Origin of the sequence: Nocardioides alkalitolerans DSM 16699 (assembly GCF_000426525.1) — a bacterium.
In the GTDB taxonomy this organism is placed as follows: Bacteria; Actinomycetota; Actinomycetes; order Propionibacteriales; family Nocardioidaceae; genus Nocardioides; species Nocardioides alkalitolerans.
The window spans coordinates 168,557-193,954 of record NZ_AUFN01000012.1; the positions used below are offsets into that span (position 1 = coordinate 168,557).

The window sequence follows — 25,398 nt, forward strand, 5'->3', positions numbered from 1 at the left end:
CCCTTCCGTTCGCCGTCCGCTTCCACCCGTTCGGGTTGATCCGTGGTCGGTGACTGGTAGGTTCTGACAACCGTCAACCTCAGCCCCCAGTTGAGACTTCACCGTCTCCCTCCGGCGCGGGAGAGGTCGGCGACCACGTGACGACGAGTGCGACCAGCACGACAGGGAGGCCAGCGCCATGCCGTTCTGCACAGCCTGCGGAAACCAGAACCCCGACGAGGCACGGTTCTGCTCGCAGTGCGGCACCAAGCTGGTCGCCGCACCTGCGGCGGGCGTGACGGAGTCCACCGCGACCATCACCTTCGGCACCGGCTCCGGTGCGACGCCGACGGTCACGGAGAGCTCCGACCGCGCGCTCAACGCCGTCGACGCGGCTGCGGTCGACGCCCTGCCGCCGGGCCACGCGCTCCTCGTGGTCCAGCGCGGTCCGGGAGCGGGCAGCCGCTTCCTCCTCGACGCCGACCTCGTCTCCGCCGGACGCCACCCGGAGAGCGAGATCTTCCTCGACGACGTCACCGTCTCGCGCCGCCACGCCGACTTCCGTCGTGACGGCGGCTCGTTCACCGTCAGCGACGTCGGCAGCCTCAACGGCACGTACGTGAACCGCGACCGCATCGACGAGGTCGCGCTCAAGGACGGCGACGAGGTCCAGATCGGCAAGTACCGGCTCGTCTTCTTCTCGGGCTCGCCGGTCTGACCGTGAGCGCGTCCGTACCGCACCCGGGCGCCCAGGCTGCCGGAGGGCCCAGCCGACTCAACATCGGCCAGGTGCTCGACATGCTGCGGCCGGAGTTCCCCGGCATCACGATCCCGAAGATCCGGTTCCTCGAGGACAAGGGCCTCATCAAGCCCGACCGGACGCCGGCGGGCTACCGCAAGTTCTCCGACGGTGACGTCGAGCGCCTGCGCTACGTGCTGCTGATGCAGCGCGACCACTACCTCCCGCTGAAGGTCATCGGCGAGCACCTCGACGCGATCGACCGCGGCCTCGAGCCCCCGCCGATCGAGGGCGTGCGGCCCACCGTGCCGAAGGTGGCCCTCGCGGCCGACGGCTTCCCGGGGGCCGAGACCTTCCGCCGCACCAGCGACCTCCGGCTCGCCCGGCGCGAGCTGCTCAAGGTCGCCGAGGTCGACGCCGAGTTCCTCGACCAGCTCGAGCAGTTCGGCCTCATCCGGCCGCGGGCCGGCACGGGCCACTACGACTCCGAGGACCTCCTGATCGCCGCGACGGCCCGCGAGCTCGCGGAGTTCGGCATCGAGCCGCGCCACCTGCGCGCCTTCCGGGCGGCCGCCGACCGCGAGGTCGGCCTCGTCGAGCAGGTCGTCGCGCCCGTACGGCGCAGCCGCGACGCCGCCGCCGAGGCACGGGCCGCCGACGTCGCCGCCCAGATCGCGGCGCTCACGGTGCGCCTCCACGCGACGCTGGTCAAGGCGTCCCTCCCCGACCGCTGAGCCGCCCCACCCCCGCCGAGTAGGGTGGACGACGTGCGCGAGGTAGATGTCATCGGAGTCCGAGTGGAGATGCCCTCCAACCACCCGATCGTGCTGCTGCGCGAGGTGACGGGGGAGCGGTACCTCCCGATCTGGATCGGGGCGGTGGAGGCGACGGCGATCGCCTTCGCCCAGCAGGGCGTGGTCCCTCCCCGTCCGCTCACCCACGACCTCCTGAAGGACGTGCTGGAGGCGACGGGCAACGAGCTCGACGAGATCCGCATCGTGGAGATGCGCGACGGCGTGTTCTACGCGCTGCTGGTCCTCGCCTCGGGGGTCGAGGTGAGCGCACGCCCCTCGGACGCCATCGCCCTGGCGCTGCGCACGAGCACCCGCATCGTCTGCGCGGAGGACGTGCTCGACGAGGCCGGCCTCGCCGTCCCCGCGGAGCAGGAGGACGAGGTCGAGAAGTTCCGCGAGTTCCTCGACCACGTGACGCCGGAGGACTTCGAGTCGCCGGAGTCTCCCGACGCGCCCTGACCGGGGTGGCGTCGGTCTCACCCTCAGGTTGAGATCGAGGGTTCCCACCGGCGTGTCGTGCGTTGACCCGGGTGGGGTGCGGCCCTACGTTGGGGCTCTCTTCGTTGTAACTCCACCGTTGTGCTCCGCACGGCGACACCTTCCCCCCATCGGGGTTACGCTCCACGAAGAAACCTGACGGAGGTCGCAGTGGGAGTGAACGACGAGCAGCACTTGCGCAGCAAGGCTGACGAGCAGAAGGTCGCGCAGGCGACCGAGCTCGCCGACGAGCAAGGTCTGCTCTTCACCGACGACGTGTCGCCGCTCCCGAGCGACCAGGGCTACCGCGGACCCACGGCGTGCAACGCGGCGGGCATCACCTACCGCCAGCTCGACTACTGGGCCCGCACCGGCCTGGTCGAGCCCACCATCCGCGGCGCCAAGGGCTCGGGGTCGCAGCGGCTCTACTCGTTCCGCGACATCCTCATCCTCAAGATCATCAAGCGCCTGCTCGACGCCGGCATCTCGCTGCCGCAGATCCGCACCGCGATCTCGCACCTGCGCGAGCGCGGCACCGACGACCTGACGCGCGTGACGCTGATGAGCGACGGCGCCTCGGTCTACGAGTGCACGAGCAACGACGAGGTCATCGACCTGCTGCAGGGCGGCCAGGGCGTGTTCGGCATCGCCATCGGCGGGGTCTGGCGCGAGATCGAGGGCACGCTCGCGCAGCTGCCGAGCGAGCGCAGCGCCGACAGCGACGCCGCGCCCTCGCAGACGGACGAGCTGGCCGCGCGCCGCGCCGCCCGCAAGATCGGCTGACCCGCACCGCAGCCCGCACCACCTGGCACCAGACGTCACGAGGCCCGACACCGCACGGTGTCGGGCCTCGCGTCGTCCGGGCACCGCGGTGGTAGGTTGGCGGACGCTGACGAACCCGCCGGGAGAGACTCCGTCCCTCCCTTCCGTCCCCGGTGCGAACCGGTGGTGGTCGGGGTTGCGGAGCGCCGAAGGGGCAACCCCTCCCCGGAACCTCTCAGGCGCCCAGGACCGTGCGGGCCAGGCGACTCTGGAAGGACGATGCCGTCCCGACAGAGGGGGAGGCGACCCGACCGACCCGTCCTCCGGAGCGCCTTGATGACCGATCAGCCCACCCTCGCCGACCTCGACACCGCATCGCCCTTCGTCTCCCGCCACATCGGACCGGACGAGGCAGCGGTCGCGACCATGCTGGCCCGCCTCGGGCTGTCCTCCCTCGACGAGCTGATGGACTCCGCCGTACCGGCCGGGATCCGCGACCGTGACGTCGTGCTCGACCTGCCCGCCGCGGCCGGGGAGCCGGAGGTCGCCCGCGAGCTGCGTGCACTGGCCGGCGCCAACATGCCGGGGGAGTCGCTCATCGGGCTCGGCTACCACCCGACGGTCACGCCGCCCGTGATCCGCCGCAACGTGCTGGAGGACCCGAGCTGGTACACGGCCTACACGCCGTACCAGCCGGAGATCTCCCAGGGCCGGCTCGAGGCCCTCCTCAACTTCCAGACGATGGTCGGCGACCTCACCGGCCTGCCGACCGCCAACGCGTCCCTCCTCGACGAGGGGACCGCCGCCGCCGAGGCGATGACCCTGGTGCGCCGGGCGAACCGCACGGCCGCCGGCCCGTTCGTCGTCGACGCCGACGCGCTCCCGCAGACCATCGACGTGGTCCGCACGCGCGCCGAGGCGATGGGCATCGAGGTCGTCGTCGCCGACCTGACCGACGGGCTGCCCGCGTCCGTGGCCGACAGCGGCCTCAGCGGCATCCTGGTCCAGTACCCGGGCGGGTCCGGCCGGCTCGTCGACCCGCGGGCGGTCATCGCCGCGGCGCAGGAGCACGGCGCACTCGCCGTCGTGGCCGCCGACCTGCTGGCGCTCACGCTCGTCGAGTCGCCGGGCACGCTCGGCGCCGACGTCGCGATCGGCTCGACCCAGCGGTTCGGCGTCCCCCTCTTCCACGGCGGGCCGCACGCGGCGTACATGTCGGTGCGCGCCGGCCTCGAGCGCCACCTGCCGGGCCGCCTGGTCGGGGTCTCCGTGGACGCGGAGGGGCGTCCGGCGTACCGGCTCGCGCTCCAGACGCGCGAGCAGCACATCCGTCGTGACAAGGCGACCTCCAACATCTGCACCGCCCAGGTGCTGCTGGCCGTGACGGCGTCGATGTACGCCGTGCACCACGGTCCCGCCGGCCTGCGCACCATCGGGCTGCGCACCCACCGGTACGCCGCCGTGCTCGCCGCCGGGCTGCGGGGCGCGGGCCTCGACGTGCTCGCCGAGGGGTTCTTCGACACCGTGACCGTGGCCGTGCCGGGCGCCGCGGCCGACGTCGTCGCCGCCGCCCGCCGCGACGGCCTCCACCTGCGGCTCGTGGACGCCGACCACGTCGGCGTCGCCACGTCGGAGTGCACCACCCGGAGCACCCTCCGCGGTGTGCTGCGCGCCTTCGGCGTCGTCGCGAGCTCGCTCGCCGACGTCGACGACGACCGCGTCGACGAGCTCGACCGCACCACCCCGGACGCCCTGCCGGACGCGCTGCGCCGCACCACGCCGTACCTGACCCACGAGGTCTTCTCGAGCCACCACAGCGAGACGCAGATGCTGCGCTACCTGCGGCGGCTCTCGGCCCGCGACTACGCGCTCGACCGCGGCATGATCCCGCTCGGCTCCTGCACCATGAAGCTCAACGCCACCACCGAGATGGAGCCCATCGGGCTGCCCGGCTTCGCCGACCTGCATCCCTTCGTGCCGGCCGACGACGCGACGGGCTACCGCCGGCTCGTCGCCGACCTCGAGGGCTGGCTGGCCGAGGTCACCGGCTACGACCGCGTCTCGATCCAGCCCAACGCCGGGTCGCAGGGCGAGCTCGCGGGCCTGCTGGCCATCCGCGGCTGGCAGCGTGCCCGCGGCCAGGAGCAGCGCGACGTCTGCCTCATCCCGTCGTCCGCGCACGGCACGAACGCGGCCTCCGCCGTGATGGCCGGGATGCGGGTGGTGGTCGTCAAGGCCACCGACGACGGCGGTGTCGACCTCGACGACCTGCGCGCGCGGTGCGAGCAGCACAGCGACGACCTCGCGGCGATCATGGTGACCTACCCCTCGACGCACGGCGTCTACGAGGACACGGTGACCGAGCTCTGCGCGATCGTGCACGAGCACGGCGGCCAGGTGTACGTCGACGGGGCCAACCTCAACGCGCTGGTCGGGCACGCCCGGCCCGGCGCCTTCGGCGGCGACGTCTCCCACCTCAACCTGCACAAGACGTTCTGCATCCCGCACGGCGGCGGCGGCCCGGGCGTCGGCCCGGTGGCGGTGCGGGAGCACCTCGCGCCGTACCTGCCCTCCCACCCGTTCCACGCGGAGGCCGAGAAGCGCGACGGGGTCGGGGCGATCAGCGCGGCGCCGTACGGCTCGGCGGGCATCCTGCCGATCTCGTGGGCCTACGTGCGGCTGATGGGCGCCGAGGGCCTGGCCCGGGCGACCGCGGTCGCGGTGCTCGCCGCCAACTACGTCGCCTCCCGGCTCGAGGAGCACTTCCCGGTGCTCTACCGCGGCGACCACGGCCTCGTGGCGCACGAGTGCATCCTCGACCTGCGTCCGCTGACGAAGGCCACGGGCGTCACGGTCGACGACGTGGCCAAGCGCCTGGTCGACTACGGCTTCCACGCCCCGACGATGTCGTTCCCCGTCGCCGGCACCCTGATGGTCGAGCCGACGGAGTCGGAGGACCTCGCCGAGATCGACCGGTTCTGCGACGCGATGATCGCGATCCGTGCCGAGGTGGAGCGCGTGGCGGCGGGGGAGTGGACCCCCGAGGAGTCGCCGCTGCGGCACGCCCCGCACACCTCGCGGACCCTCGTCGGCGCGTGGGACCGCGCCTACTCCCGTGAGCTCGCCGTCTTCCCGACCGGCGTCGACCCCGACAAGTACTGGCCGCCCGTCGGCCGCATCGACCAGGCGTACGGCGACCGCAACCTCGTCTGCTCCTGCCCGCCGCTCGAGGCGTTCGCCGAGGAGGCACCCGAGGCCGGCACCGCCGAGGTCACGACGGCGTGAGCCTCGACGTCGACCCGGTCCTGCCCCCGACGGCACGCCGGCTGCTGACCCTCGTCGCCGAGGCGCAGGTGGCCGGCCGCGCGCCGTCGGTCGTAGCCGGTGTGGTCCGCGACGGTGTGCTGGTGTGGTCGGGCGGCTGGGGCGACGTGCCCGGGCCGGTGGCCGACACGCAGTACCGGATCGGCTCGATCACCAAGACCCTCACCGCGGTCACGCTCCTCCAGGCCGTGCGCGACGGGCTCGTCGACCTCGGCGACCCCGTCGGGTCGGTGCTCACCGAGCTCGGCACCACCGCACCCGGGTACGGCGACCGCACGCTGCGGCAGCTGCTGTCGCACTCGTCGGGGATGCAGTCCGAGCCGGCCGGGGAGTGGTGGGAGCGGACCCCCGGGGTGCCGTTCGCCGAGCTCGCCGCCGCCCACGACGGCAGCGGGGCCGTTTTCCCGGCCGGGCAGCAGCACCACTACTCCAACGTCGCCTTCGCGCTCGTCGGGGAGGCAGTCGCGCGGCTGCGGGGCACGACGTGGTGGGAGACGGTCCGCGCCGGCGTGCTCGCGCCGCTGGGGCTGGGTCGCACGACGTACCTGCCCGAGGGCACCCACGCCCAGGGCTGGTCGGTGCACCCCTACACCCACGCCCTCGACCGAGAGCCCGCCACCGACACCGGGGCGATGGCCCCGGCCGGGCAGGTCTGGTCGACGGTGACGGACCTCGCGACGTACGCCGGGTTCCTCGCCGGCGGGCACCCGGACGTGCTCGACGGCTCCTGGCTCGACCTCGCATCCCACCCGGTCGGCGCGAACCGGCACACGCGGCTGGGCGCGGCCCACGGCCTCGGCCTCGCCCTCCTGCGGGGCGGGTCGGGGATGCTGCGCGGCCACACCGGCACGATGCCCGGCTTCCAGGCGGCCTGCTTCGCGGACGCTCCCCGCCGTACGGCGGCGGTCGTCCTCGCGAACTCGACGACGGGCGTGCCGACCAGCGCGCTCGCCACCCGCCTGCTCGAGACGCTGCACGACGCGGAGCCGACGCTGCCGGCGCCGTGGCGGCCCAGCGCGGACGTGCCGGCCGTCGTCTCCGACGTGCTCGGGGTGTGGCACTGGGGCAACACGCCGTCGGTGTGGACCTGGGAGGACGAGGCCGTCGTCGTCCGGGTGCGGGAGGCCGAGATGTACCGCTTCGCGGTGCACGAGGTCGCCGGCGCGCCGACGCTGGTCGGTGTGCGCGGCTACCACGACGGCGAGACCGTGCACGTCGTACGACGCGGGGACGGCTCGGTGAGCCACCTGGAGGTGGCGACGTTCGTCTACAGCCGTGCGCCCTACGAGCCGGGCACCCCGGTGCCGGGCGGCCACCCCGCATGAGGGTGGCCGCCCCGGCCCGTCACTGGGCCTGCGACACGCTCGACATGTTGAAGTCGGGCACGCGCAGCGCCGGGGTGACGGTGCGCGAGAAGTAGTCGCCCCACTCGCGGCTGAAGCTCGGGACGGCCTCGCCGGCCTGGCTGAAGCGGTGGAGCAGCTCGACCGGGCTCTCGTTGAACCGGAAGTTGTTGACCACGCCGGTGATCTCGCCGCCCTCGACCATGTAGACCCCGTCGCGGGTGAGGCCCGTGAGCAGCAGCGACTGCGGGTCGACGACCCGGATGTACCACAGCGACGTCACGAGCAGGCCGCGATCGGTGGCGGCGACGAGGTCCTCGGTGGAACCGGCGCCGCCGTCGACGCTCATGACCAGGTTGTCGACCATCGGCGTCACCGGCAGGTCGGTGAGGGCGGCCGAGTGACGGGTCTGCACCAGCGACGTCAGCCGACCGTCGCGGATCCAGTCGGTGGGCGCGAGCGGCAGGCCGTTGTCGAAGACGGACGTCGTCTCGCCCGACGACGTCGCGACCACGAACGGGGCGGCCTCGAGCCCGGGGTGGGTGGGGTCCGAGCGCAGCTGGACGCCGGCGCTGGCGATCTGCTCGCCGACCCGCGTGCCACCGCCGCGGCGGCTGTAGACGGACTGGCCGTCGTGGGCGTCGCGCGCGGCGGCCGACCAGTAGGCGTAGATCGCGAGGTCGGCGACCGAGGTGGGGGGCAGGACCGTGTCGTAGCGACCGGCGGCCAGGTCGATGCGACGCTCTCCCCAGGCGAGCCGCTGCGTGAGGTCGCGCTCCATCGCGACGGGGTCGACGTCGGCGAAGTCGCGCGTCGCGCCGCCGACCCAGGCGCTCTGCGAGAGGTCGGTCGGCTTGGCGGTACACGCCCAGTGACCGGTCGGCTGCACGTGGCGCAGGCGGAGCCCGGTCGTGGACCCGAGGTAGGTGGTCGCGACCTCGTGGTCGACGAACCCGTAGAGGATGCGGCCACCGCCCTGCGCGGTGTCGAAGGCGCTGCCGAGGGCCGGGGCCAGCGCGTCGTACACGCCGATGGACGTCGTGGCCGGGGGCTCGTCCCAGTCGGCGGCCACGGTGCCGCCGACGAGCTCGCCGGCGTCCTCGGCCGGGGCGCTCGCCGCCGCGGCCGCGTCGGCCTGCTCGACGAGGGCGAGCACCTGGTCGAGCGACGCCACGGCGCCGGAGACGGAGGCCGCGGCGACGCCCTCGGAGCGCCGGTCGAAGGCGACGACCGTGACCTCGAAGGCCCGCATCTCGCCGTTCGTGGTGAGCGTGTTGTTGGCCCAGCGGAGGTTCGCGCTCGAGGTCGCGTGCACGACGGCGATCGCGTCGGCGGAGCGCGACGCGCTCAGCGCGCGCTCGACGAGCTCCTGGGGGGTGGCGTTCACGGGTGCGGTGCTGGCGGGCGTGGTCACTTGCCGGCCTCCTCGGTCGTGTTCAGGATCCGGACGTCGCGGAACAGCGACGTCGGGCAGCCGTGGCTCACCGACGCCGTCTGGCCCGGCTGGGCCTTGCCGCAGTTGAACGCACCGCCGAGCACGTAGGTCTCGGGGCCGCCCACCGCCTCCATCGACCCCCAGAAGTCGGTGGTGGTCGCCTGGTAGGCCACGTCGCGCACCTGGCCGGCGAGCTCGCCGTTCTCGATGCGGTAGAAGCGCTGGCCCGTGAACTGGAAGTTGTAGCGCTGCATGTCGATCGACCACGACTTGTCGCCGACGACGTAGAGGCCACGCTCGACGCGTCCGATGAGCTCCTCGGTCGACGGACCGTCGGGCGCGGGCTGCAGCGACACGTTGGCCATCCGCTGGATCGGGATGTGGCCGGGGGAGTCGGCGTAGGCGCAGCCGTTGGACCGGCCGCCGTTCAGCTCCGCCTTGGCGTGGCCCATGACGCGGTCGAGCTGGTAGCCGACGAGCACGCCGTCCTTGACGATGTCCCACTGCTGGGTCTCGACGCCCTCGTCGTCGTACCCGATCGTCGCGAGACCGTGCTCGACGGTGCGGTCGCCGGTGACGTTCATGACGGGGGAGCCGTACTGCAGCGAGCCGAGCTTGTCGTACGTCGCGAAGCTCGTGCCGGCGTAGTTGGCCTCGTAGCCGAGGGCGCGGTCGAGCTCGGTGGCGTGGCCGATGGACTCGTGGATGGTGAGCCAGAGGTTGGAGGGGTGGATGACGAGGTCGTAGAGACCGGCCTCGACGCTCGGGGCCCGGAGCTTCTCCGCGAGCAGGTCGGGGATCTCGGCGAGCTCGGCGTCCCAGTCCCAGCCACCGGCGCTCGCCGGGGCCGTGAAGTACTCCCAGCCGCGGCCGACCGGGGGAGCGATCGAGGTCATCGAGTCGAAGACGCCGGTGCTCTCGTCGGTGCCCATCGCGGTCACGTCGGGCTGGAGCCGGACCCGCTGCTGGGTGGTGCTCGTGCCGGAGAGGTCGGCGTAGAACTTGTTCTCGAGCACCTGCTGGACCGACGCCGTGGCGTGCTGCACGGCGTCGCTGCGGCGCAGCCGCTCGGTGAAGTCGATGAGGAGGTCGGCCTTCTCGGCGACCGGCACCTCGAGGGGGTTCACGGCGTAGCGCGAGACCCAGGTGGCGTCGGCGTACGTCGGCTCCGGCGCCAGCTCGACCGGCACCCGCGTCATCGCCGCGGCGACCTGCGCGACCCGGACGGCTCGCTCGGCCACGCCCCGTGCCTCCTCGGGGGTCAGCACCACCCCGGAGGCGAAGCCCCACGCACCGCCGTGGACCACACGGACGGCGAAGCCGACGTCCGAGGAGTCCCGGGTGCCGAGGAGCACCCCGTCGCGGACGTGGAGGTCCTGGTAGCGCACCCGCTCGAACCGGAAGTCGGCGTGGGTCGCGCCGAGCTCGGAGGCCCGCGCCAGGGCCACGTCGGCCAGGCTGCGGAAGGGGAGTGCGAGGAACGTCGGATCGATGCCGGAGCCGCTCATCTCCTCAACCTAACGGATGCCCGTGAGGCCACGGCGAGGTGGTGGGGACGGACGTCCTGCGGCGCGGTGGCCGTCGACGCGCGGATCCTCCTCCGCGCACGGGGCGGCGCCGGACGGGCGGGGTCAGCCGTCGTGCACGAGCGCGACGCGGGAGCCCGCGCGGTCGGGCGTGACGTGCAGCTGGACCGGGATGCGCGTGCGCAGCTCGGCGACGTGGCTGACGACGCCCACGACCCGGCCCCCGTCGCGCAGGGCGTCCAGGGTGTCCATGACGTCGTCGAGGGTGTCGGGGTCGAGGGAGCCGAAGCCCTCGTCGACGAAGAGGGTGTCGACGTCGGTGCCCTCGCCGTCCGCGGCGGACTCGGAGGTCACGACGTCGGCCAGGCCCAGGGCGAGCGCGAGCGAGACGACGAACGTCTCGCCGCCGGAGAGGGTGGCCGGGTCGCGCAGCTCGCCGGACCACTCGTCGCGCACCTGCAGCCCCAGGCCACCGCGGCCAGCGCCCGTGGTGGCCGTCGACTGCTCCAGGGCGTAGCGCCGGCCCGTCATCGGGGCGAGGCGCACGTTCGCCGCCTCCACGACCTGGGCGAGCCGCCAGGCGACGACGTAGGCCGAGAGCCGCATCCGCAACCGGTTGTCGGCCGACGAGCCGGCCGCGAGCGTGGCCACGCGGTCGGCGACGTCGTACGACGCGCGCGTGGGCAGCCAGGCGTCGAGGGCGGAGACGAGGTCGCTCGCGAGCCGGCCGAGGCGCTGCGCGGTGGAGGCCGCGACCGACGCCCCGGAGCGGCGGGCCGCGAGCACGGCCGCGGCGTCGCGGGCCGCCTGCTCCAGCGCGCCGAGGGCCGGGGCCGGCTGCTGCGCCGCCGCGATGAGGTCCGGGTCGGCGAGCGCCTGGGTGGTCGCGGCCACGGCGTCGTCGTGGGTGCGCAGGTCGGCCTCGAGACGGTCGACCTCTGCGGAGGGAAGGGTGGCGGACTCGACGGCCGCCAGGTCGTCGAAGCCGGCCTCCGCCGCTGCCTCCAGGGCAGCGGTGTGGGCCTCGTCGGCCGCGGCCCCGGCGCGCTCGTGGGCCTCGGCCGCCTCCACCGCCGAGCGCCAGCGCTGCTCGGCCGACGCGAGAGCGGTGAGGGCCTCGGCGAGCGTGCGGGCGCCCTCGCCCGAGAGCAGGACCGTCAGCCGACGCTCGAGGTCGCGGATCCGCGCGGCCCCCGCCGTCTGCTCGGCAGCCAGCCGCGTGGCGGTGCGGTCGTCGTCGGCGACCTCGGCCTGGAGGGACCCGAGACGGGCCTCCGCCTGCTCGAGCCGGCGGGTCAGGTCGTCGAGACCGGACGCCCGGCCGCCCAGGTCGTCGGCCGCGGCGCGGGTCTCGGCGAGGACGGAGCGCCAGTGCTCGACGGTCTGCTCCTCGGCGGCCTGCCGGGCGGCGGCGACCTCGCCGGTCAGGTCACGGACGTTGCCGGCGTAGGCCTGCTCGGTGACCGCGGCGGTGTCGACGGCGCGCACCGCGTCGCGCTCGACGCGGGCGTCGGGTGCGCCGGCCGCCGGGCGGGCGGGGTGCGGGTGGTCGCACGACCCGCAGACCGGGCAGCTGCCCCCGCTGGCCAGCTGTCCGGCGATCTCCGCGGCCATGCCCTCGAGCCGTCGCTCGCGGAGGTCGAGGAGGGTCTCGCGCGCCGCCTGGTGGCGGGCGACGGCGTCCTGGTGGTCGGCCCGCGCCTCGCTCATGCGGGCCAGGAGCTTCTCGTGCGAGCGCGCCGCCTCCAGCCGGACCTCGACCTCGCGGCAGCGCTCGAGCGCCGCGCGGGCCCCGGTCTGCGCCTCGGTCGCGGCGGCCACCTCGGTGCGCAGGGCGACGATGCGCTCGGGCAGCGCGGCGAGCGCCGCCAGCGCCTCGTCGTGCTGTCGGCGGACGCGGCCGATCTCGTCGTCGCGGTCGCGGGCGGCGCGCCGCAGCGACTCGAGCTCGCGGTCGTCGGCGCGGGCGGCGGAGCAGCGGTGCCGTCGGGCGACCGCGTTCTCGAGCCCGGCTCGCAGCGTGGGGAGGTCGAGCCGGGGCGGGCCCAGGTCGAGGCTCAGCATGCCGGTGGCCTCGTGGGCCTCGGCTCCGAGCCCGGCCATGGCGTCGGCCTCCGCGACCGCGGCCCGCTCGAGCCCGGCGAGCGCACGGGTGCGGGCGGTGAGGAGCCCCCGGACGGGGGCCGCGCGGCGGGCGTCGTCGCGGCGCTGCCGGGCCTCCGCCACCGCCTCGGCCCGGTGGGCCAGCTCGTCGTGCCGGCGCAGCGCGTCGGCGTGCCGGGCCTGGGCACCCGCCAGGGTCCGGGCGGCCGTCAGCGCGTCGGACGCGGCGTCCGACGCGAGCTCGGCGGGCGCGACCGCGGCCTCGGCCGCCACGCGCGCCGCCCGGGCGTCGGAGGCCAGGGAGGCGGCCCAGGTGCGCAGGGCGTCCACGTCGAAGCCGCCCTCGGGCACGTCGAACACCGGCTCGTCGGGCGGGGTGCTGGAACCGGCCTCGCTCAGGCGGCTGACCAGGTCGGCGAGACCCGCCTGCTCGGCGAGGGACGTGCGTCGCAGCACGAGCCGGTGGTCGCGCAGCCACGCCTCGACGTCGGCGTAGCGACCGGCCCGGAAGATGCTGTGGAGCAGCTGCTGCCGGTCGTCGGCCCGGGCCTTGAGGAAGCGCTGGAAGTCGCCCTGCGGGAGCATCACCACCTGGCAGAACTGGCTCATCGTCATGCCGAGCAGGCGGCCGACCAGGTGGCCCGCCTCGTCGAGGCGCCCGGTCAGGTGGGTCCAGGAACCGTCGACCCGCTCCTCGACGAGCACGGACGCCTGCTCGCGGGTGGTACCCGCGCCGCGCTTCTTCGGACGGTCCCACGCCGGGCTGCGGGTGAGGCGGAAGCGTCGGCCCGACAGCGTCGTCTCGAGCCGGACGCGCGGCGAGCGCTCCGGGGGAGCACCGTCGCTGCGCAGGTGGCGTGCGTCGTTGCGGTCGCCGGGCACCCCGCCGTACAGAGCGAAGCAGACCGCGTCGAGGATGCTCGACTTGCCGGCGCCCGTGGGCCCGCACAGCAGGAACAGGCCGCCGTCGGCGAGCGCGTCGAAGTCGACCTCGACGGTGGTGGCGAACGGCCCGAACGCCGTGACCTCGAGCTGGTGGAGCCTCACCCGGCCACCGCCTCGGGCCCGTTCTCGCGGTCGGCGTCGCGGTCTCCGGTGCAGGCCTCGCAGGCGGACGCCAGGAGCGCCGCCTCCTCGGCGGTGGCGCCGAGCCCGCGGACCTCGGCGACGAAGTCGAGCGTGACGTCGTGGGCGCTGCGGCCCGCGGCCGGCCGTGCCACCGGCGTGCCGGGGAGGGTGGTGGTCGGCTCGAAGGCGAGGACCAGCGTGTGCGGGAAGCGCTGCTGCAGCTGCTCCATCGGCTGGCGGGGCCGGACGTCGTCGGTCAGCGTGGCCTGCACCCACGCGCCCTCGTGCTCGGCGAGCCCGGGGTCGGCGAGCAGGTCGGCGAGGGTGCCGCGCAGCCGCGCCAGCGGGCGCGGCACGGGGGCGGGCACGAAGGTGGTGGCCACCACGCCGTCGGCCGCCAGGTCGACCAGCCAGGAGCCCTTGACCTGCGCGGCCTCCGAGAACGAGTAGGCCAGCGGGGAGCCCGAGTAGCGGATGCGCTCGTCGAGCGTGTGGGGCGCGTGGAGGTGACCGAGGGCCACGTAGTCGACGCCCTCGAAGACCGAGGTGGGCACCCGCTGGACGCCGCCGACCGAGATGTCGCGCTCCGACTCGCTGGGCTGCGCGCCGGCGACGAACGCGTGGGCCAGCACGACGGACCGGGCGCCGCGGCCCGCCAGGTCGGCGCGCACCCGGGCCATGGCCGCGCCGAGCGCCGCCTCGTGGGAGCGCGACGTCAGCCCCCAGGGCTCGCGCACCGCGTCGGGGTCGAGGTAGGGCAGCCCGTAGACGGCGACGGGCCCGTGGGCGTCGTCGACCACCACGGGGGTGCCGACCGACGCGGGGTCGGTGCGCACGTGCACCCCGGCCGCGTCCATCAGCCGCGAGCCGAAGCCGAGGCGGCGCGCGGAGTCGTGGTTGCCGCTCGTCACGACCACCCGCGCCCGCGAGGCGGCGAGGCGCGCGAAGGTCTCGTCGGCCAGGCGCACGGCGTCGACCGGCGGGAGGGCGCGGTCGTAGACGTCGCCCGCCACGACGACGAGGTCGACCTCCTCCGACGCGACCACCTCGAGCAGGTGGTCGACGTAGGCCGCCTGGTCGCCCAGCAGGTCGGCTCGGTGGAACGAGCGGCCCAGGTGCCAGTCGGAGGTGTGGAGGATGCGCACGGGACGAACCTAGGTTCCGCCACCGACAACGCGCGGGACCCACGCCGCTCCCACGGCCGGGGTGGGGCGGGTCACCGCGCCCGCGAGGGGCCGTGGAGCCCGGGTCCGCCGTCGACGTCGTGGCCGTAGAAGTACTTCACGCCGTCCCGCCAGGGCAGGGCGAGCATCTGCTCGACGTACGCCGAGACCGCCTGCACGTCCGCCGTCGTGGCGGGTCGGCCGAGGGGCGCCACCGGCCCCATCACCCCGGACCACGTGCTCAGGAGCTGGAGGTCGGCCCGGGGAGCCGGGCGGTTCCTCGCCACGGCCCTCTCGGTCCACTCGACCGCGGCCCGCCCGACGGCCGCGGCCGAGAGCGGGCGGCCGTCGACCACGTACGCGCTGCTGCTCGCGGCCACCGCCGCCCGGGCCCGGTCCGCCCAGGCCTGCCGGTCGACGTCCTCGTCCCACTCCTCGACGTCGACGCCGGAGAGCGCCACGACGCTGTCGATGGCAGCCCGCAGGAAGGTCGCCGGGGCGTCGTCCCACCACGCCAGGGCCAGCTCGAGGTAGCCGTCGAGCGCGGACGCGGCGAGCACGCTCGAGCCCGAGCAGGCCAGCATCTCGACGACGGTGCCGCCGCTGCGCCCCAGGTAGGAGCGCCAGCGGGGGGATCCCGCCTCGTCGGCCGTGAGCAGGCACGTCACCAGCGACTGGTGGTCCAGCTCGATCGGGTCGTCCGACCGCGCGAGGTCGCCGGCGCCGGCAAAGAGCTCGTCGCGCAGCGGTGCGGCGACCTCGAGCCGCCCCGCCTTGACCAGCTCGAGGCCCGCCCGCAGCCGGTCGCGCCTCGTGGCGGCCGACGTCCAGTCGGCCTCGACCCGGTCGAGGGGTGTGTCGGTCGGGGGCCCGAAGGCGACCTCCCGGACGAGGCGGTCGCTCACAGCCGGCGCGCCAGCTCGTCCGCGAGGTCGCCGACGCGGCGTCGTACGGCCGCCGGCAGGTCCGGGTCGACGGCGAGCCCCCGGACCCGCGCCAGGGTGCTCTCGTCGCGGGCGGTCATCGGGAAGAACGCCTCGGCCACGTCGGCGAGGAGCCACCCCGAGAAGACCGCGGCCGTGCCGGCGAGCTCGGTGACGTACCGGTCGACGTACGGCGCCGTGACGTCCTCCTGCCCGCGCTGCCAGAGCCCGAGGCCGACCGCCTCGACCTCGTAGTTCGACCCCGTCGCGTCGCCGGTGAACCGCTCCCACGCCCAGGCCTTGGCCTCGGCGGTGGGACGCGAGGCCAGGGCACGCGCGTGCTCGACGCGGGCCACCGCCGACGGCGCGGAGGCCAGCTCGGCGTCGAGGAACTCGGCCTCCACCTCGCCCAGCACGGCGAGCCGCACCAGCACCCGCCAGCGCAGCGCCTCGTCGAGCGTGAGGCCCTCGGGCAGGTCGCGCCCGGCCAGCCAGCCCCGCAGCGTCGCGGGGTCGGTGGTCGAGGCGACGAGCCCGGCGTACGCCGCCAGCTGCAGCGTGCTGCCCGCCGGTGCGCCCGTCAGCAGGGAGCGGCAGGCGCCGGCGACCTGCTCGTCGACGACGACCGGGTCGTCGGCCACCGCCCGCAGCCGTCCGAGCGCCCAGGTGGTGAGCACGTTGACGCCGTCGTCGTCGCTCTCCCCGGGGAGACCGGCCACGACGACCTCGAGCGCGTCGGCCGCGGCCACGCTGCCCGCGTGCACGCCCGAGCGCAGACCGTTCCACAGCCCCGCCCGCAGCATCGGGTCGTCGGTGGCCGGCAGGAGCCCCGGGAGCGCGGCGAGCGTCGTGGCGTCGGGGGCCGAGCGGGACCAGGAGTCCTCGAAGGGGTCGACGAGCACCGCGGCGCCGGGGGGCACGTCGTACGGCGTGCTCGGCCCGGCCAGGGTCACGGTGTCGATCGTCCAGGCGGCGTCGCCGGGGACGGCACGGGCCACCCGCACGGTGTGGGTGCGGTCGGCCGGCAGGTCGGCGGGGGAGAGCCTCAGCACCGCTCCCGCGTCGCGGTCGGCCCGCAGCTCGTCGACGCCGGCCGTGCGCAGCCAGCCGTCGACGAACCCGCCCAGGTCACCGGCGCCCGCACGCTCCCAGGAGCCGAACAGGTCGTGCATCGTCGCGTTGCCGAAGCGGTTGCGCGTGAAGTGGTCGACCGCGCCGGCGAGGAACACCTCGTCGCCGAGGCTCGCGTTGAGCTGCTTGAGCACGCTCGAGCCCTTGGCGTAGGAGATGCCGTCGAAGTCCTGCAGCGCGCTCGCCGCGTCCTCCGCACCGTTGCCCGCGACGGGGTGGGTGCTCGGCCGCTGGTCGGCGACGAGACCCCACTGGCGGCGGCGGTGCGCGTTGTGGACCCACGCGTCGCCGTACTCGGTGACGTCGGCCGTGACCCGGTTGCCCATGTACTCCGCGAAGGACTCGTTGAGCCAGAGGTCGTCCCACCAGCGCGGCGTGACGAGGTTGCCGAACCACTGGTGGGCCATCTCGTGGGCGACCGTGGTGGCGCGCTGGATGCGGGCGCCGCGGGTCACGCGGCTCGTGAAGACGAGCGGGTCGCGGAAGGTCACGCAGCCCGGGTTCTCCATCGCGCCGGCGTTAAACTCGGGCACGAACGCCTGGTGGTAGTCGCCGAACGGGTAGCGGATGCCGAACAGCCGGTGGAACTCGTCGAAGCACTGCCGGGTCAGCGTGAACAGCTCGTCCGCGTCGGCCTCGAGGTGGGGCGCGATGCTCTGCCGGCACGACAGGCCGAGGCCGATGCCGTCGTGGGTGTCGTGCAGCTGGTGGTAGGGGCCGGCCACGATCGTCACGAAGTACGTCGACAGCGGCTGGCTCCGCTCGAGGCGCCAGAGGCCGGGCTCGACCTCCCGGCCCGGGGCGTTGCCGACCACGTTCCAGTCCTGCGGCACGCGCACGGTGAAGGTGTACGGCGCCTTGAGGTCCGGCTGGTCGAAGCAGGCGAAGACGCTGGGCGCCGCATCCATGAAGCTCATGCCGTAGACGTAGCGGCGACCGTCGGCCGGGTCGGTGTGGTGGTGCAGGCCCTCCCCGTCGGTGCGGAACGCCATCACGGCGTCGACGACGAGCACGTTCTCGCCGGCCTCGGTGTCGAGCGGGAGGCGGCCGGCCGCGAGCGACTCGGGGGCGAGACGGCGGCCGTTCAGCTCGGCCGAGCGCAGCGACCGGGGCTTCACGTCCACGAAGGTCGCGCCGCCCTGGCTGGTGAACGAGATCGTGGTGCGGGAGCCGAAGGTGGCCTCGTCGGCCGCGAGGTCGAGCTCCACGTCGTACGACGTCACGTCCAGCAGCGCCCTGCGGGCCACCGCCTCGTCGCGCCGCAGGCTGCGGGGCCGGTCCGGGTGGGCGGGCGTCGGAGAGCTCGTGGCGTCGGTCACGCCGTCACCCTACGAGCCGCGGCGGACGGGTCCGCAGACGCCACCGGCCCCGTCGGACACGGGGTCGCGACGGGGCCGGTGGGGTGGAACGTGGTGCCGGGGTGGGGCGTCAGGCCCGGACCCCGAGGGAGAACTGGACCTGGCCGCCCTCGTCGACGGCGGCGTCGAGCACCTTGTCGTCGAGCTCTCCGGCGGCGGCGCCGTCCAGGTAGACGGTGGCGCCGTCCTGCTGGACGACCTGGTCACCGTCCTCCGGTGCCGGCGCCGTGGAGACCGCGAAGGCGGGCTCCGGCGCGGCGTCCGCCGTGATCCGCAGGCCCGTGGTGTCGGGCTGCTGGGTGGTGATGTCCTTAACGATCGTGCTGGCGTTCTCGGTGAGGGTGAGCATCGTTCCTCGACTTCCGATGTCGCGTGCAGAGACCTCCCCCACCATGCCGAGAAGCCCGCCGGGACACAAACCGGGCGGGTCCTCGGCGCGTCGCTCAGCCGATCGTGACGGAGACAATGTCGACCGGCGTGTTCGGGGCGCCGCCGCCGGCCGGGTTGCTGCCGTCGTCGCCGTCGGCCGCGATCTCCTCGATCACGCCGAGGTCGGCGGGGTCGACGGTGCCGAACACCGTGTAGCTGGGCGGGAGCTGCGTGTCGCCGTACACGATGAAGAACTGCGAGCCCTGCGTGTCGGGGCCGGCGTTCGCCATGGCCAGCGTGCCGGCGCCGTAGGTCTCGTCGCCGGACAGCTCGTCGGCGAAGGAGTAGCCCGGGCCGCCGGCGGTCGTGCCCGACGGGTCACCGCACTGCAGCAGCTCGAAGCCCGGGGTCGTGGTGATGCGGGGGCACGGGGTGTCGTCGTAGAACCCCTGCTCCGCGAGGGAGACGAACGAGTTCACGGTGCACGGCGTGGTGTCGCCGTTGAGGGTGATGTCCAGGTCGCCGTTCGAGGTGGTGATGACGGCCGAGGTGGGCTCGGTGAGCGTGGCCTCCGTCGGCGGTGCGTCCACCTCGCGCGCCGCGTCGCCCTCGGCGACGTACTCGCACGTGCCGTCCGCGGCGGCGGACGACCCGTCGCCCCCCGAGGAGCCCGACGAGTCCGACTCGTCGGAGTCGGACCCGCACGCCGCGAGCAGCGGGAGGGCGAGGACGGCGGCGATCGAGAGGGCGCGGGTGGTTGCTCGGCTCATGCGCCAGAGCCTAGGCGGCGGGTCAGGTGTTGCGGCCGCGGGCCTCCACCGGCAGCGGCGTGCCGTCCACCCAGAGCTCGTCGGCGAGGTTGACGGCGGCGCACACGTGGTTGGGCGCCACGGCGATCCGCGAGCCGACGGGCGGCAGCACCGCACCGGCCAGGTCGACCACGGCGTGGTGCTCCGAGAGCTGCACCACGCGGGCGTCCGGGTGGTCGGGCAACCGACCGAAACCGGTCGCGTACGGCGCGCGGTCGGCGCCCAGCACCTTGCTGCCCGCGTCGAGCACGAGGCGCCCTCCGGCGTGGCTGACGACGGTGGCGACACAGACGAGGGCCAGGTCGTCGGGCTGGGCGTGGCCGAGCTCCCACTGCTGCGCGTCGCCCAGCAGGTAGACGCCCGGCCGCAGCTCGTCGACGGCCGGGGCACCGGCGGCCAGGGTCGCGGCGAGGCTGGGCGTGGAGCCGCCGCTGCGCACGGGGCAGGCCAGTCCGGCGTCCGCGAGCGCGGTCGCCGCGGCGGCCAGGGTCTCCGCCTCGGCGCGCGCCACGTCGCCGGCGACGCCCGGGCCGTAGGAGTGGCCGGGGAACGTGAAGACACCCGCGAGAGGCAGACCTGCGTCGTACGCCGCGCCCGCGACGGCCGCCGCCTCCGCGGCGCGGACCCCGGTGCGGTGCTGGCCCGAGTCGAGCTCGACCATCACCTCGACCCCCGTGCCCGCCAGCGGGGCGGCCCGGCGTGCACCGTCCGTCGAGTCGACGCCGAGCACGATCCGCGCCCGCTCGGCGAGGGCCCGGACCCGGGTGAGCCGGGCCTCGTCGAGGAAGACCGGGTAGGCGACGAGCACGTCGTCGAAGCCCGCCGCGACGAACACCTCGGCCTCGCCGACCGTCGCGACCGTGATGCCGCGGGCGCCCTCCTCGACCTGCCAGCGCGCCAGCTCGGGGGACTTGTGGGTCTTGACGTGCGGCCGCACCGCCACGCCCCGCTCGGCGGCCGCCGCGTGCACACGCCGCAGGTTGCGCCGGACGCGCTGCTCGTCGACCTGCAGGTACGGCGTGGCCGGCGCGGTCCGGAGGCTCACATCTCCTCGTGCGTCTCGGGGTCGGCGCCGAAGATGCGGCCGTCGGGGCGACCGAGCGCCGTGAGGGCGGCGACCTCGTCGTCGGTGAGCTCGAAGCCGAACACGTCGAGGTTGCTGCGCTGCCGCTCGGGCGAGGCCGACTTGGGGATCGGCAGCGACCCGATCTGCACGTGCCAGCGCAGCACGACGGCCGCCGGGTCGACGCCGAGGCGTTCGGCCGGGCCGGTCACCGCGGCCTCGTGGGCGAGGTCGCCCACCCGCGCGAGCGGGCTCCAGGCCTCGGTGCGGACGTCCCACCGCTCGTGGGCCTTCCGCAGCGAGGCCTGCGGGTAGTACGGGTGCAGCTCGACCTGGTTCACCGACGGCGCGACGCCGGTGGCGTCGACGATCGTCTCGAGGTGCTGCTCGGTGAAGTTGGAGACGCCGATGGAGCGCACCAGTCCGCGCTCCTTCAGGTCGATGAGCGCGCGCCACGCCTCGCCGTACCGGCCGACGCTCGGGTTCGGCCAGTGGATGACCTGGAGGTCGAGGTGGTCGAGCCCGAGGCGCTCGAGGCTGCCCTCGACGCTGGCGACGGCCTCGTCGTACCCGTGGTGGCGGCCCGGGATCTTGCTCGTGACCTGGTAGGCGTCGCGGGGGAGCCCGCTGCGGCGCAGGGCCTCGCCGACGGCCTCCTCGTTCTCGTAGTTCACCGCCGTGTCGATGAGCCGGTAGCCGACCTCGAGCGCGGAGAGCACGCCGTCGACGCACTCCTGGCCCTTCAGCGGGTAGGTGCCGAAGCCGACCGCGGGGAGGGTCGTGCCGTCGTTGAGGGTGTGGGTGGGGACCTCGATCGTCATGCCGCCACGCTACGCACGCCGGGGAAGCACGGGGGGAGTGCGGGCCGTGAGGGAGGGGGAGGTCAGGTGCCCTGGGGTCCGTCGTCGGCGGGGCGCGCGGCGTGGTGCCGGTGGCCGGGGGTACGGCGCGACTCCTTCATCTCCGCCTCGAAGAGGTGGCGGCGACCGCCGACCAGCGCGTCGCGCGCCTGCTGCTCGAGGGCACGGAACGCGGAGTAGTAGGTGTCGTCGTACTCCTCGACGATCTGGAACGACCACCGGCCCTCGACCACGTTGCGGCCGACGAGCTCGCGCTCCACCTCGTCGGCCAGGTCGGCGTGGCCCGCCTCGCGCAGCTCGTCGACGGCCTCGCCGAGCGTGAGGTCGGCCGTGCCGCTGAGGCGGTGGAAGGTGTAGAGGTGGCCGCGGGCGACCTCGACGGCCTCCAGCGCCTCGGAGAGCTTGCCGAGCGCCGAGACGGTCGCGTCGCTGACCCCGTCGGGGCGGCGGTGCTGCTCGGTGGGCTGCTCGGTGGGCTGCTCGGTCGGGCTCTCGTCGTGCGGCGCGGGGCTCATGCACCTGACCCTAGGGGCGGCTCAGGGCTGCGTGTAGAGACAGAAGGGGTGACCCGCGGGGTCGGCCAGGACGTAGAGGACCTCCTCCGGCTCCTCGCTCCGCCGCAGGACCGTCGCGCCGAGCTCCTCGGCCCGCAACCGGTGGGGCTCGAGGTCGCTCGGGTCGTCGACGATGAAGCACAGGTGCAGCTGCATCGGGACCTCGGTCGTCGGCCACGTCGAGCGGGGCAGCTCGTCGACGCGCTGGAACGACGCCACCCGTCGGCCCTCGTCGTCGACCAGCACCAGCCAGTCGGCCTCGTCCTCCGTGCCGTCCGCACCGGGCTCGTCGCCCCGGCGGTAGCGCAGTCCGAGCAGCGCCCGGTAGAACTCGGCCAGACCACGGGCGTCGGTCGCGTCGAGGACGGTCGAGGAGAGGCGTGGGAACGAGTGCACGGGCCCAGCCAAGACCTCGGGCGCAGCCGGGCGCAAGGGGCCGGTTCCTAGGATCGCCCCCATGGCCCTCATCCACCGCGCCGAGATCACGCCCACCAAGCCCGCGCTGCTCACGCGCCTGCTCGCCGGCGCACCCTGGGCGGCCGGGCGCGAGCTCGTCCGGCTCGAGGTCGTGGACGCCTACCGCCTCGACGACCCCAGCGGCGACGTCGGGATGGAGGCGTTCGTCCTCCGCGTGGGCGACGGGCCCCTGCTGCACGTGCCCGTGACCTACCGCGGCGCGCCGCTCGAGGGCGGCGAGCCCTGGCTGGTCGGCACGATGGAGCACTCGGTGCTGGGCCGCCGCTGGGTGTACGACGCGGTCGGCGACCCGACGTACCTCACGACCCTCCTGACGGCCGTCGCCACCGGCGGCCACCAGGCCGACTACCTCGTCGACGTCGACGGCGCCCTCGAGCCGCGCGTGCTCACCATGACGGTCACCGGGTCCGGCGGATCGGCCGTCGGGGCCACGCTCGAGGGTCCGGTGACCGAGGAGCACGTGGTCACCGACGCCACCGCCACCACGGTCACCGTCGGCGGGCGGCGGGTCGTCGTACGACGCGTGCTCGGCGACGCGGCGGCCCCGGACCTGGCCGCGACGGCCGGCACGCTCGTCGGCACCTGGGACGAGCACGACGAGGTGCTCGCGGTCGTCGACCCGGTCTGAGCGCCCCCGTTCGGTCGTGCCGGTCCCCCAGCGCCGGTCTCAGCGGCGCGCGAGCCAGACGGTGCGGCCGCCGCGGAGCGCGAGGTCGGTGCGGCGGAGCACGCTCGCGGGCCCGTCGTCGTCCAGGAGCCCGTCGAGCGTGGCCAGGTCGTCGGGATCGAGGCGTTCGGCGAGCGTCGGTCGGACGATGCGCAGGTAGCCCCGCGCGTAGCGGGGGAGGTCGGCGCCCTCCGCGGCCCGGAGGTCGAAGCGCCGGACCGTCACGTCGTCGAACCCGACCGACGTGAGCACCGGCGCCCAGTCGACCGCGTGCGACGACGCCACCCCGTGCTCGCCCGTGCGCAGCGCGGCGTGCCAGCGCTCCTCGTCGTCGCCGGGGAGGAACCGGGGGAGCCCGTCCATCTCGACCACCACGAGCAGCCCGCCAGGGCGCAGCGCCTCCCGGGCGTCCCGCAGCACCCGCTCCGGATGCGTGAGCTCGTGGGCCATCAGCGAGGCCCAGACCACGTCGAGCCCCACCACCTCGAGGGCCGGGAACTCCTGGTCGACGTCGGCCTGCACGGTGCGGACGCGGTCGTCGACGCCCGCGCGCTCGGCCCGGGCACGCACCCGGGAGAGCATGGTCCGCCACCGGTCGGCGGCGTAGACGCTCGCGTCGGCGAACCGCTCGGCCAGGGCCACACTGCCGGTGCCGGTGCCGGCCCCGAGGTCGAGCAGGGCCCGCCGCGGGAGGCCCTCGGCCTCCGCGTGCACCCAGTCGACGACCTCCGCGAGGTACGGCGCGAGCACCGCCCCGTCGAGGTCCAGCATGTCGGCGAGCTCGCCGAGCGACTGCTCGTCGTCGGTGAGGGGCAGCCCACCGTGTCCGTGTCCGTTGGCGTGCCCGTGGCCGCTCTCGTGGCCTGCCACGTGGTCGTGTGCGCTCATGGGTCCGACCGTACGTCGTACCTGCGTCAGCGACATACACTTTTGCGCATGACGCAAGACGTGGATCTCGACGCCGTGGTCCGGAGCCGCATCCGGAGCCTCCGCCTCGCCCGCGGCTGGTCGCTCGACGCCCTCGCCGCCCGGTGCCACCTCAGCCCGTCGACGCTGAGCCGTATCGAGACCGGGCACCGCCGCATCGCCCTCGACCAGCTGGTGCCGCTCGCCCGGGCGCTGGGCACGACGCTCGACCAGCTCGTCGACACGGCGTCGGACGCCGACGTCGTGATCCGCCCGGTCGCCGACGACGCCCGCCCCGGCATGACCGCCTGGATGCTGACCCGCGACCACGGTCCGCGCACCGTCGCGAAGCTGCGGATCACCCGGCCCACCCGGCCGCTGCCCGCCGACCAGCTCGGGGTGCACCCGGGCCACGACTGGTTCACCGTGCTGACCGGCACGGCCCGGCTGCAGCTCGGCGATCGCACGCTGCTCGTCGAGCCGGGGGAGGCGGCCGAGTTCTCGACGATGGTGCCGCACGCCATCTCGGCGTACGACGGCCCCGTCGAGCTGCTCGTCATCCTCGACCGCGACGGCGAGCGTGCCCACCTGCACGGGGCGGGAGGCGGCGCCTCGGACGACCCGGCCGGCGACGGAGCCGGCGACGGGGCGGGCCCTGCCGGTTTCACCGGCTAGCCGGTGAATCCGGCACCTGGCGCGCGAACCTTCGTGCGCCAGGTGCCGGTATCGCGCAGGACCGTGGGGCGGGTGGGGCCAACGGGACGTCCCGGCGCCCCGGGCACGACCCTCCCCGCAGGCCCTCGCCGCTCCCCACCTGGTCGGAGCCGTGGGATTGTGAGCGCCACGGAATGGGCACAGCACCCCACAGCCCGCGACGGTGCGGGGTGCACGAGGAGAGGACGACGACCATGGGTGTCTCGCTGAGCAAGGGCGGCAACGTCTCGCTGACCAAGGAGGCGCCCGGCCTGAGCGCCGTGGACGTCGGCCTGGGCTGGGACGTGAACTCGTTCTCCGGGGGCGACTTCGACCTCGACTCCTCCGCGATCCTGCTGGGGGCGAACGGCAAGGCCGTCTCGAACCAGCACTTCGTGTTCTTCAACAACCTGACGTCGCCCGACGGCTCGGTGCAGCACATCGGCGACAACAAGACGGGCGCGGGGGAGGGCGACGACGAGGTCATCAAGGTGGCGCTCGCGACGGTCGCGCCCGAGGTGGAGCGCATCATCGTGGCCGTCTCGATCTACGACGCCGACACCCGCGGCCAGAACTTCGGCTCGGTGCGCAACGCGTTCATCCGCGTGGTGAACCAGGCGGACGGCAGCGAGATCGCCCGCTACGACCTCAGCGAGGAGGCCTCCGTCGAGACCGCCATGGTCTTCGGCGAGGTCTACCGCAGCGGTGGGGACTGGAAGTTCAAGGCCGTCGGCCAGGGCTACGCCTCCGGGCTGGTCGGGATCGCCTCCGACTTCGGCGTCGACGTCTGAGGCCAGCCGGCGCGGGGCCTCCTGACGGCGGGCCCGGCGCTGGATGAGAGCCTTCCTCCTCGGACGACGAGGAGGAAGGGGCGG

General features: G+C 74.6%; 22 protein-coding genes and 1 riboswitch. Of the genes, 9 read left to right on the forward strand and 13 right to left on the reverse strand.

The genetic code is table 11. The annotated features are described in order from the left end of the window. The first annotated feature begins 178 nt into the window (after window positions 1–178). The 6 genes from K329_RS0110625 to K329_RS0110650 all read left to right on the forward strand — a co-directional run bounded on the left by K329_RS0110625 (window position 179) and on the right by K329_RS0110650 (window position 7,400). The gene (locus tag K329_RS0110625; RefSeq protein ID WP_028473016.1) at window positions 179–697 is read left to right on the forward strand and encodes a zinc-ribbon and FHA domain-containing protein; all 519 of its coding nucleotides are present in this window, start codon (window positions 179–181) and stop codon (window positions 695–697) included. Between the two features lie 2 nt (window positions 698–699). Beyond that, window positions 700–1,452, forward strand: coding sequence for a transcriptional regulator FtsR (gene ftsR / locus K329_RS0110630; RefSeq protein ID WP_281169802.1), 753 nt, complete (start codon window positions 700–702; stop codon window positions 1,450–1,452). A 33-nt stretch (window positions 1,453–1,485) separates the two neighbouring features. Then, window positions 1,486–1,971, forward strand: a complete 486-nt coding sequence (locus K329_RS0110635; RefSeq protein WP_028473018.1) for a bifunctional nuclease family protein — start codon at window positions 1,486–1,488, stop codon at window positions 1,969–1,971. Between the two features lie 213 nt (window positions 1,972–2,184). Continuing rightward, window positions 2,185–2,772, forward strand: a complete 588-nt coding sequence (locus tag K329_RS0110640; protein ID WP_052336793.1) for a MerR family transcriptional regulator — start codon at window positions 2,185–2,187, stop codon at window positions 2,770–2,772. Between the two features lie 109 nt (window positions 2,773–2,881). Next, window positions 2,882–3,013: riboswitch (glycine riboswitch) on the forward strand. Window positions 3,014–3,087: 74 nt separating this feature from the next. After that, on the forward strand, window positions 3,088–6,036 hold the full coding sequence (gene gcvP, locus K329_RS26140; protein ID WP_052336725.1) for an aminomethyl-transferring glycine dehydrogenase: 2,949 nt from the start codon (window positions 3,088–3,090) through the stop codon (window positions 6,034–6,036). Beyond that, window positions 6,033–7,400 carry a serine hydrolase domain-containing protein gene (locus K329_RS0110650; RefSeq protein ID WP_028473020.1) on the forward strand — a complete coding sequence of 456 codons (1,368 nt, stop codon included), beginning with the start codon at window positions 6,033–6,035 and terminating at the stop codon, window positions 7,398–7,400. Before gcvP ends, K329_RS0110650 begins: the two co-directional genes overlap by 4 nt. 19 nt (window positions 7,401–7,419) lie before the next feature. On the opposite strand, the gene K329_RS0110655 is transcribed toward K329_RS0110650, so the two are convergent. The 12 genes from K329_RS0110655 to K329_RS0110710 form a co-directional block, all read right to left on the reverse strand. Continuing rightward, a complete protein-coding gene (locus K329_RS0110655; protein WP_084541200.1) occupies window positions 7,420–8,832 on the reverse strand; it encodes a metallopeptidase TldD-related protein in 1,413 nt (470 codons plus the stop codon). After that, window positions 8,829–10,361: a TldD/PmbA family protein gene (locus K329_RS0110660; RefSeq protein WP_028473022.1), complete on the reverse strand. Its 1,533-nt coding sequence runs from the start codon at window positions 10,359–10,361 to the stop codon at window positions 8,829–8,831. The genes K329_RS0110655 and K329_RS0110660 overlap by 4 nt, the downstream gene beginning before the upstream one ends. Before the next feature lie 123 nt (window positions 10,362–10,484). Further along, window positions 10,485–13,529, reverse strand: coding sequence for an AAA family ATPase (locus K329_RS0110665; RefSeq protein ID WP_028473023.1), 3,045 nt, complete (start codon window positions 13,527–13,529; stop codon window positions 10,485–10,487). Continuing rightward, the gene (locus K329_RS0110670) at window positions 13,526–14,695 is read right to left on the reverse strand and encodes an exonuclease SbcCD subunit D (RefSeq protein WP_028473024.1); all 1,170 of its coding nucleotides are present in this window, start codon (window positions 14,693–14,695) and stop codon (window positions 13,526–13,528) included. The genes K329_RS0110665 and K329_RS0110670 overlap by 4 nt, the downstream gene beginning before the upstream one ends. 71 nt (window positions 14,696–14,766) lie before the next feature. Continuing rightward, complete coding sequence (locus K329_RS0110675; RefSeq protein WP_028473025.1) at window positions 14,767–15,618, reverse strand: hypothetical protein; 852 nt, start codon at window positions 15,616–15,618, stop codon at window positions 14,767–14,769. Further along, window positions 15,615–18,086: an aminopeptidase N gene (gene pepN, locus K329_RS0110680; RefSeq protein ID WP_052336727.1), complete on the reverse strand. Its 2,472-nt coding sequence runs from the start codon at window positions 18,084–18,086 to the stop codon at window positions 15,615–15,617. Before pepN ends, K329_RS0110675 begins: the two co-directional genes overlap by 4 nt. A gap of 109 nt (window positions 18,087–18,195) precedes the next feature. Next, the gene (locus tag K329_RS0110685; RefSeq protein ID WP_028473027.1) at window positions 18,196–18,474 is read right to left on the reverse strand and encodes a Fe-S cluster assembly protein HesB; all 279 of its coding nucleotides are present in this window, start codon (window positions 18,472–18,474) and stop codon (window positions 18,196–18,198) included. Window positions 18,475–18,568: 94 nt separating this feature from the next. Then, window positions 18,569–19,264: a peptidylprolyl isomerase gene (locus tag K329_RS0110690; protein WP_028473028.1), complete on the reverse strand. Its 696-nt coding sequence runs from the start codon at window positions 19,262–19,264 to the stop codon at window positions 18,569–18,571. A gap of 22 nt (window positions 19,265–19,286) precedes the next feature. Further along, a complete protein-coding gene (locus K329_RS0110695; RefSeq protein ID WP_028473029.1) occupies window positions 19,287–20,348 on the reverse strand; it encodes an alanine racemase in 1,062 nt (353 codons plus the stop codon). Then, a complete protein-coding gene (locus K329_RS0110700) occupies window positions 20,345–21,187 on the reverse strand; it encodes an aldo/keto reductase (protein ID WP_028473030.1) in 843 nt (280 codons plus the stop codon). Before K329_RS0110700 ends, K329_RS0110695 begins: the two co-directional genes overlap by 4 nt. 62 nt (window positions 21,188–21,249) lie before the next feature. After that, window positions 21,250–21,741 carry a hypothetical protein gene (locus K329_RS26145; protein WP_052336729.1) on the reverse strand — a complete coding sequence of 164 codons (492 nt, stop codon included), beginning with the start codon at window positions 21,739–21,741 and terminating at the stop codon, window positions 21,250–21,252. A 21-nt stretch (window positions 21,742–21,762) separates the two neighbouring features. Next, window positions 21,763–22,176 (reverse strand): VOC family protein, encoded by a 414-nt coding sequence (locus tag K329_RS0110710; RefSeq protein ID WP_028473031.1) that lies wholly within the window; start codon window positions 22,174–22,176, stop codon window positions 21,763–21,765. 61 nt (window positions 22,177–22,237) lie between these two features. On the opposite strand from K329_RS0110710, the gene K329_RS26150 reads away from it, so the two are divergent. Further along, the gene (locus K329_RS26150) at window positions 22,238–22,885 is read left to right on the forward strand and encodes a maltokinase N-terminal cap-like domain-containing protein (protein ID WP_043643002.1); all 648 of its coding nucleotides are present in this window, start codon (window positions 22,238–22,240) and stop codon (window positions 22,883–22,885) included. Between the two features lie 39 nt (window positions 22,886–22,924). On the opposite strand, the gene K329_RS0110720 is transcribed toward K329_RS26150, so the two are convergent. Then, window positions 22,925–23,812 carry a class I SAM-dependent methyltransferase gene (locus K329_RS0110720; protein ID WP_028473032.1) on the reverse strand — a complete coding sequence of 296 codons (888 nt, stop codon included), beginning with the start codon at window positions 23,810–23,812 and terminating at the stop codon, window positions 22,925–22,927. Between the two features lie 48 nt (window positions 23,813–23,860). Here K329_RS0110720 and K329_RS26155 point away from each other — a divergent pair, with 48 nt between their 5' ends. Continuing rightward, window positions 23,861–24,505, forward strand: a complete 645-nt coding sequence (locus K329_RS26155) for a helix-turn-helix transcriptional regulator (RefSeq protein WP_043643004.1) — start codon at window positions 23,861–23,863, stop codon at window positions 24,503–24,505. A 233-nt stretch (window positions 24,506–24,738) separates the two neighbouring features. Continuing rightward, the gene (locus K329_RS0110730) at window positions 24,739–25,314 is read left to right on the forward strand and encodes a TerD family protein (RefSeq protein WP_028473033.1); all 576 of its coding nucleotides are present in this window, start codon (window positions 24,739–24,741) and stop codon (window positions 25,312–25,314) included. Window positions 25,315–25,398 lie beyond the last annotated feature (84 nt).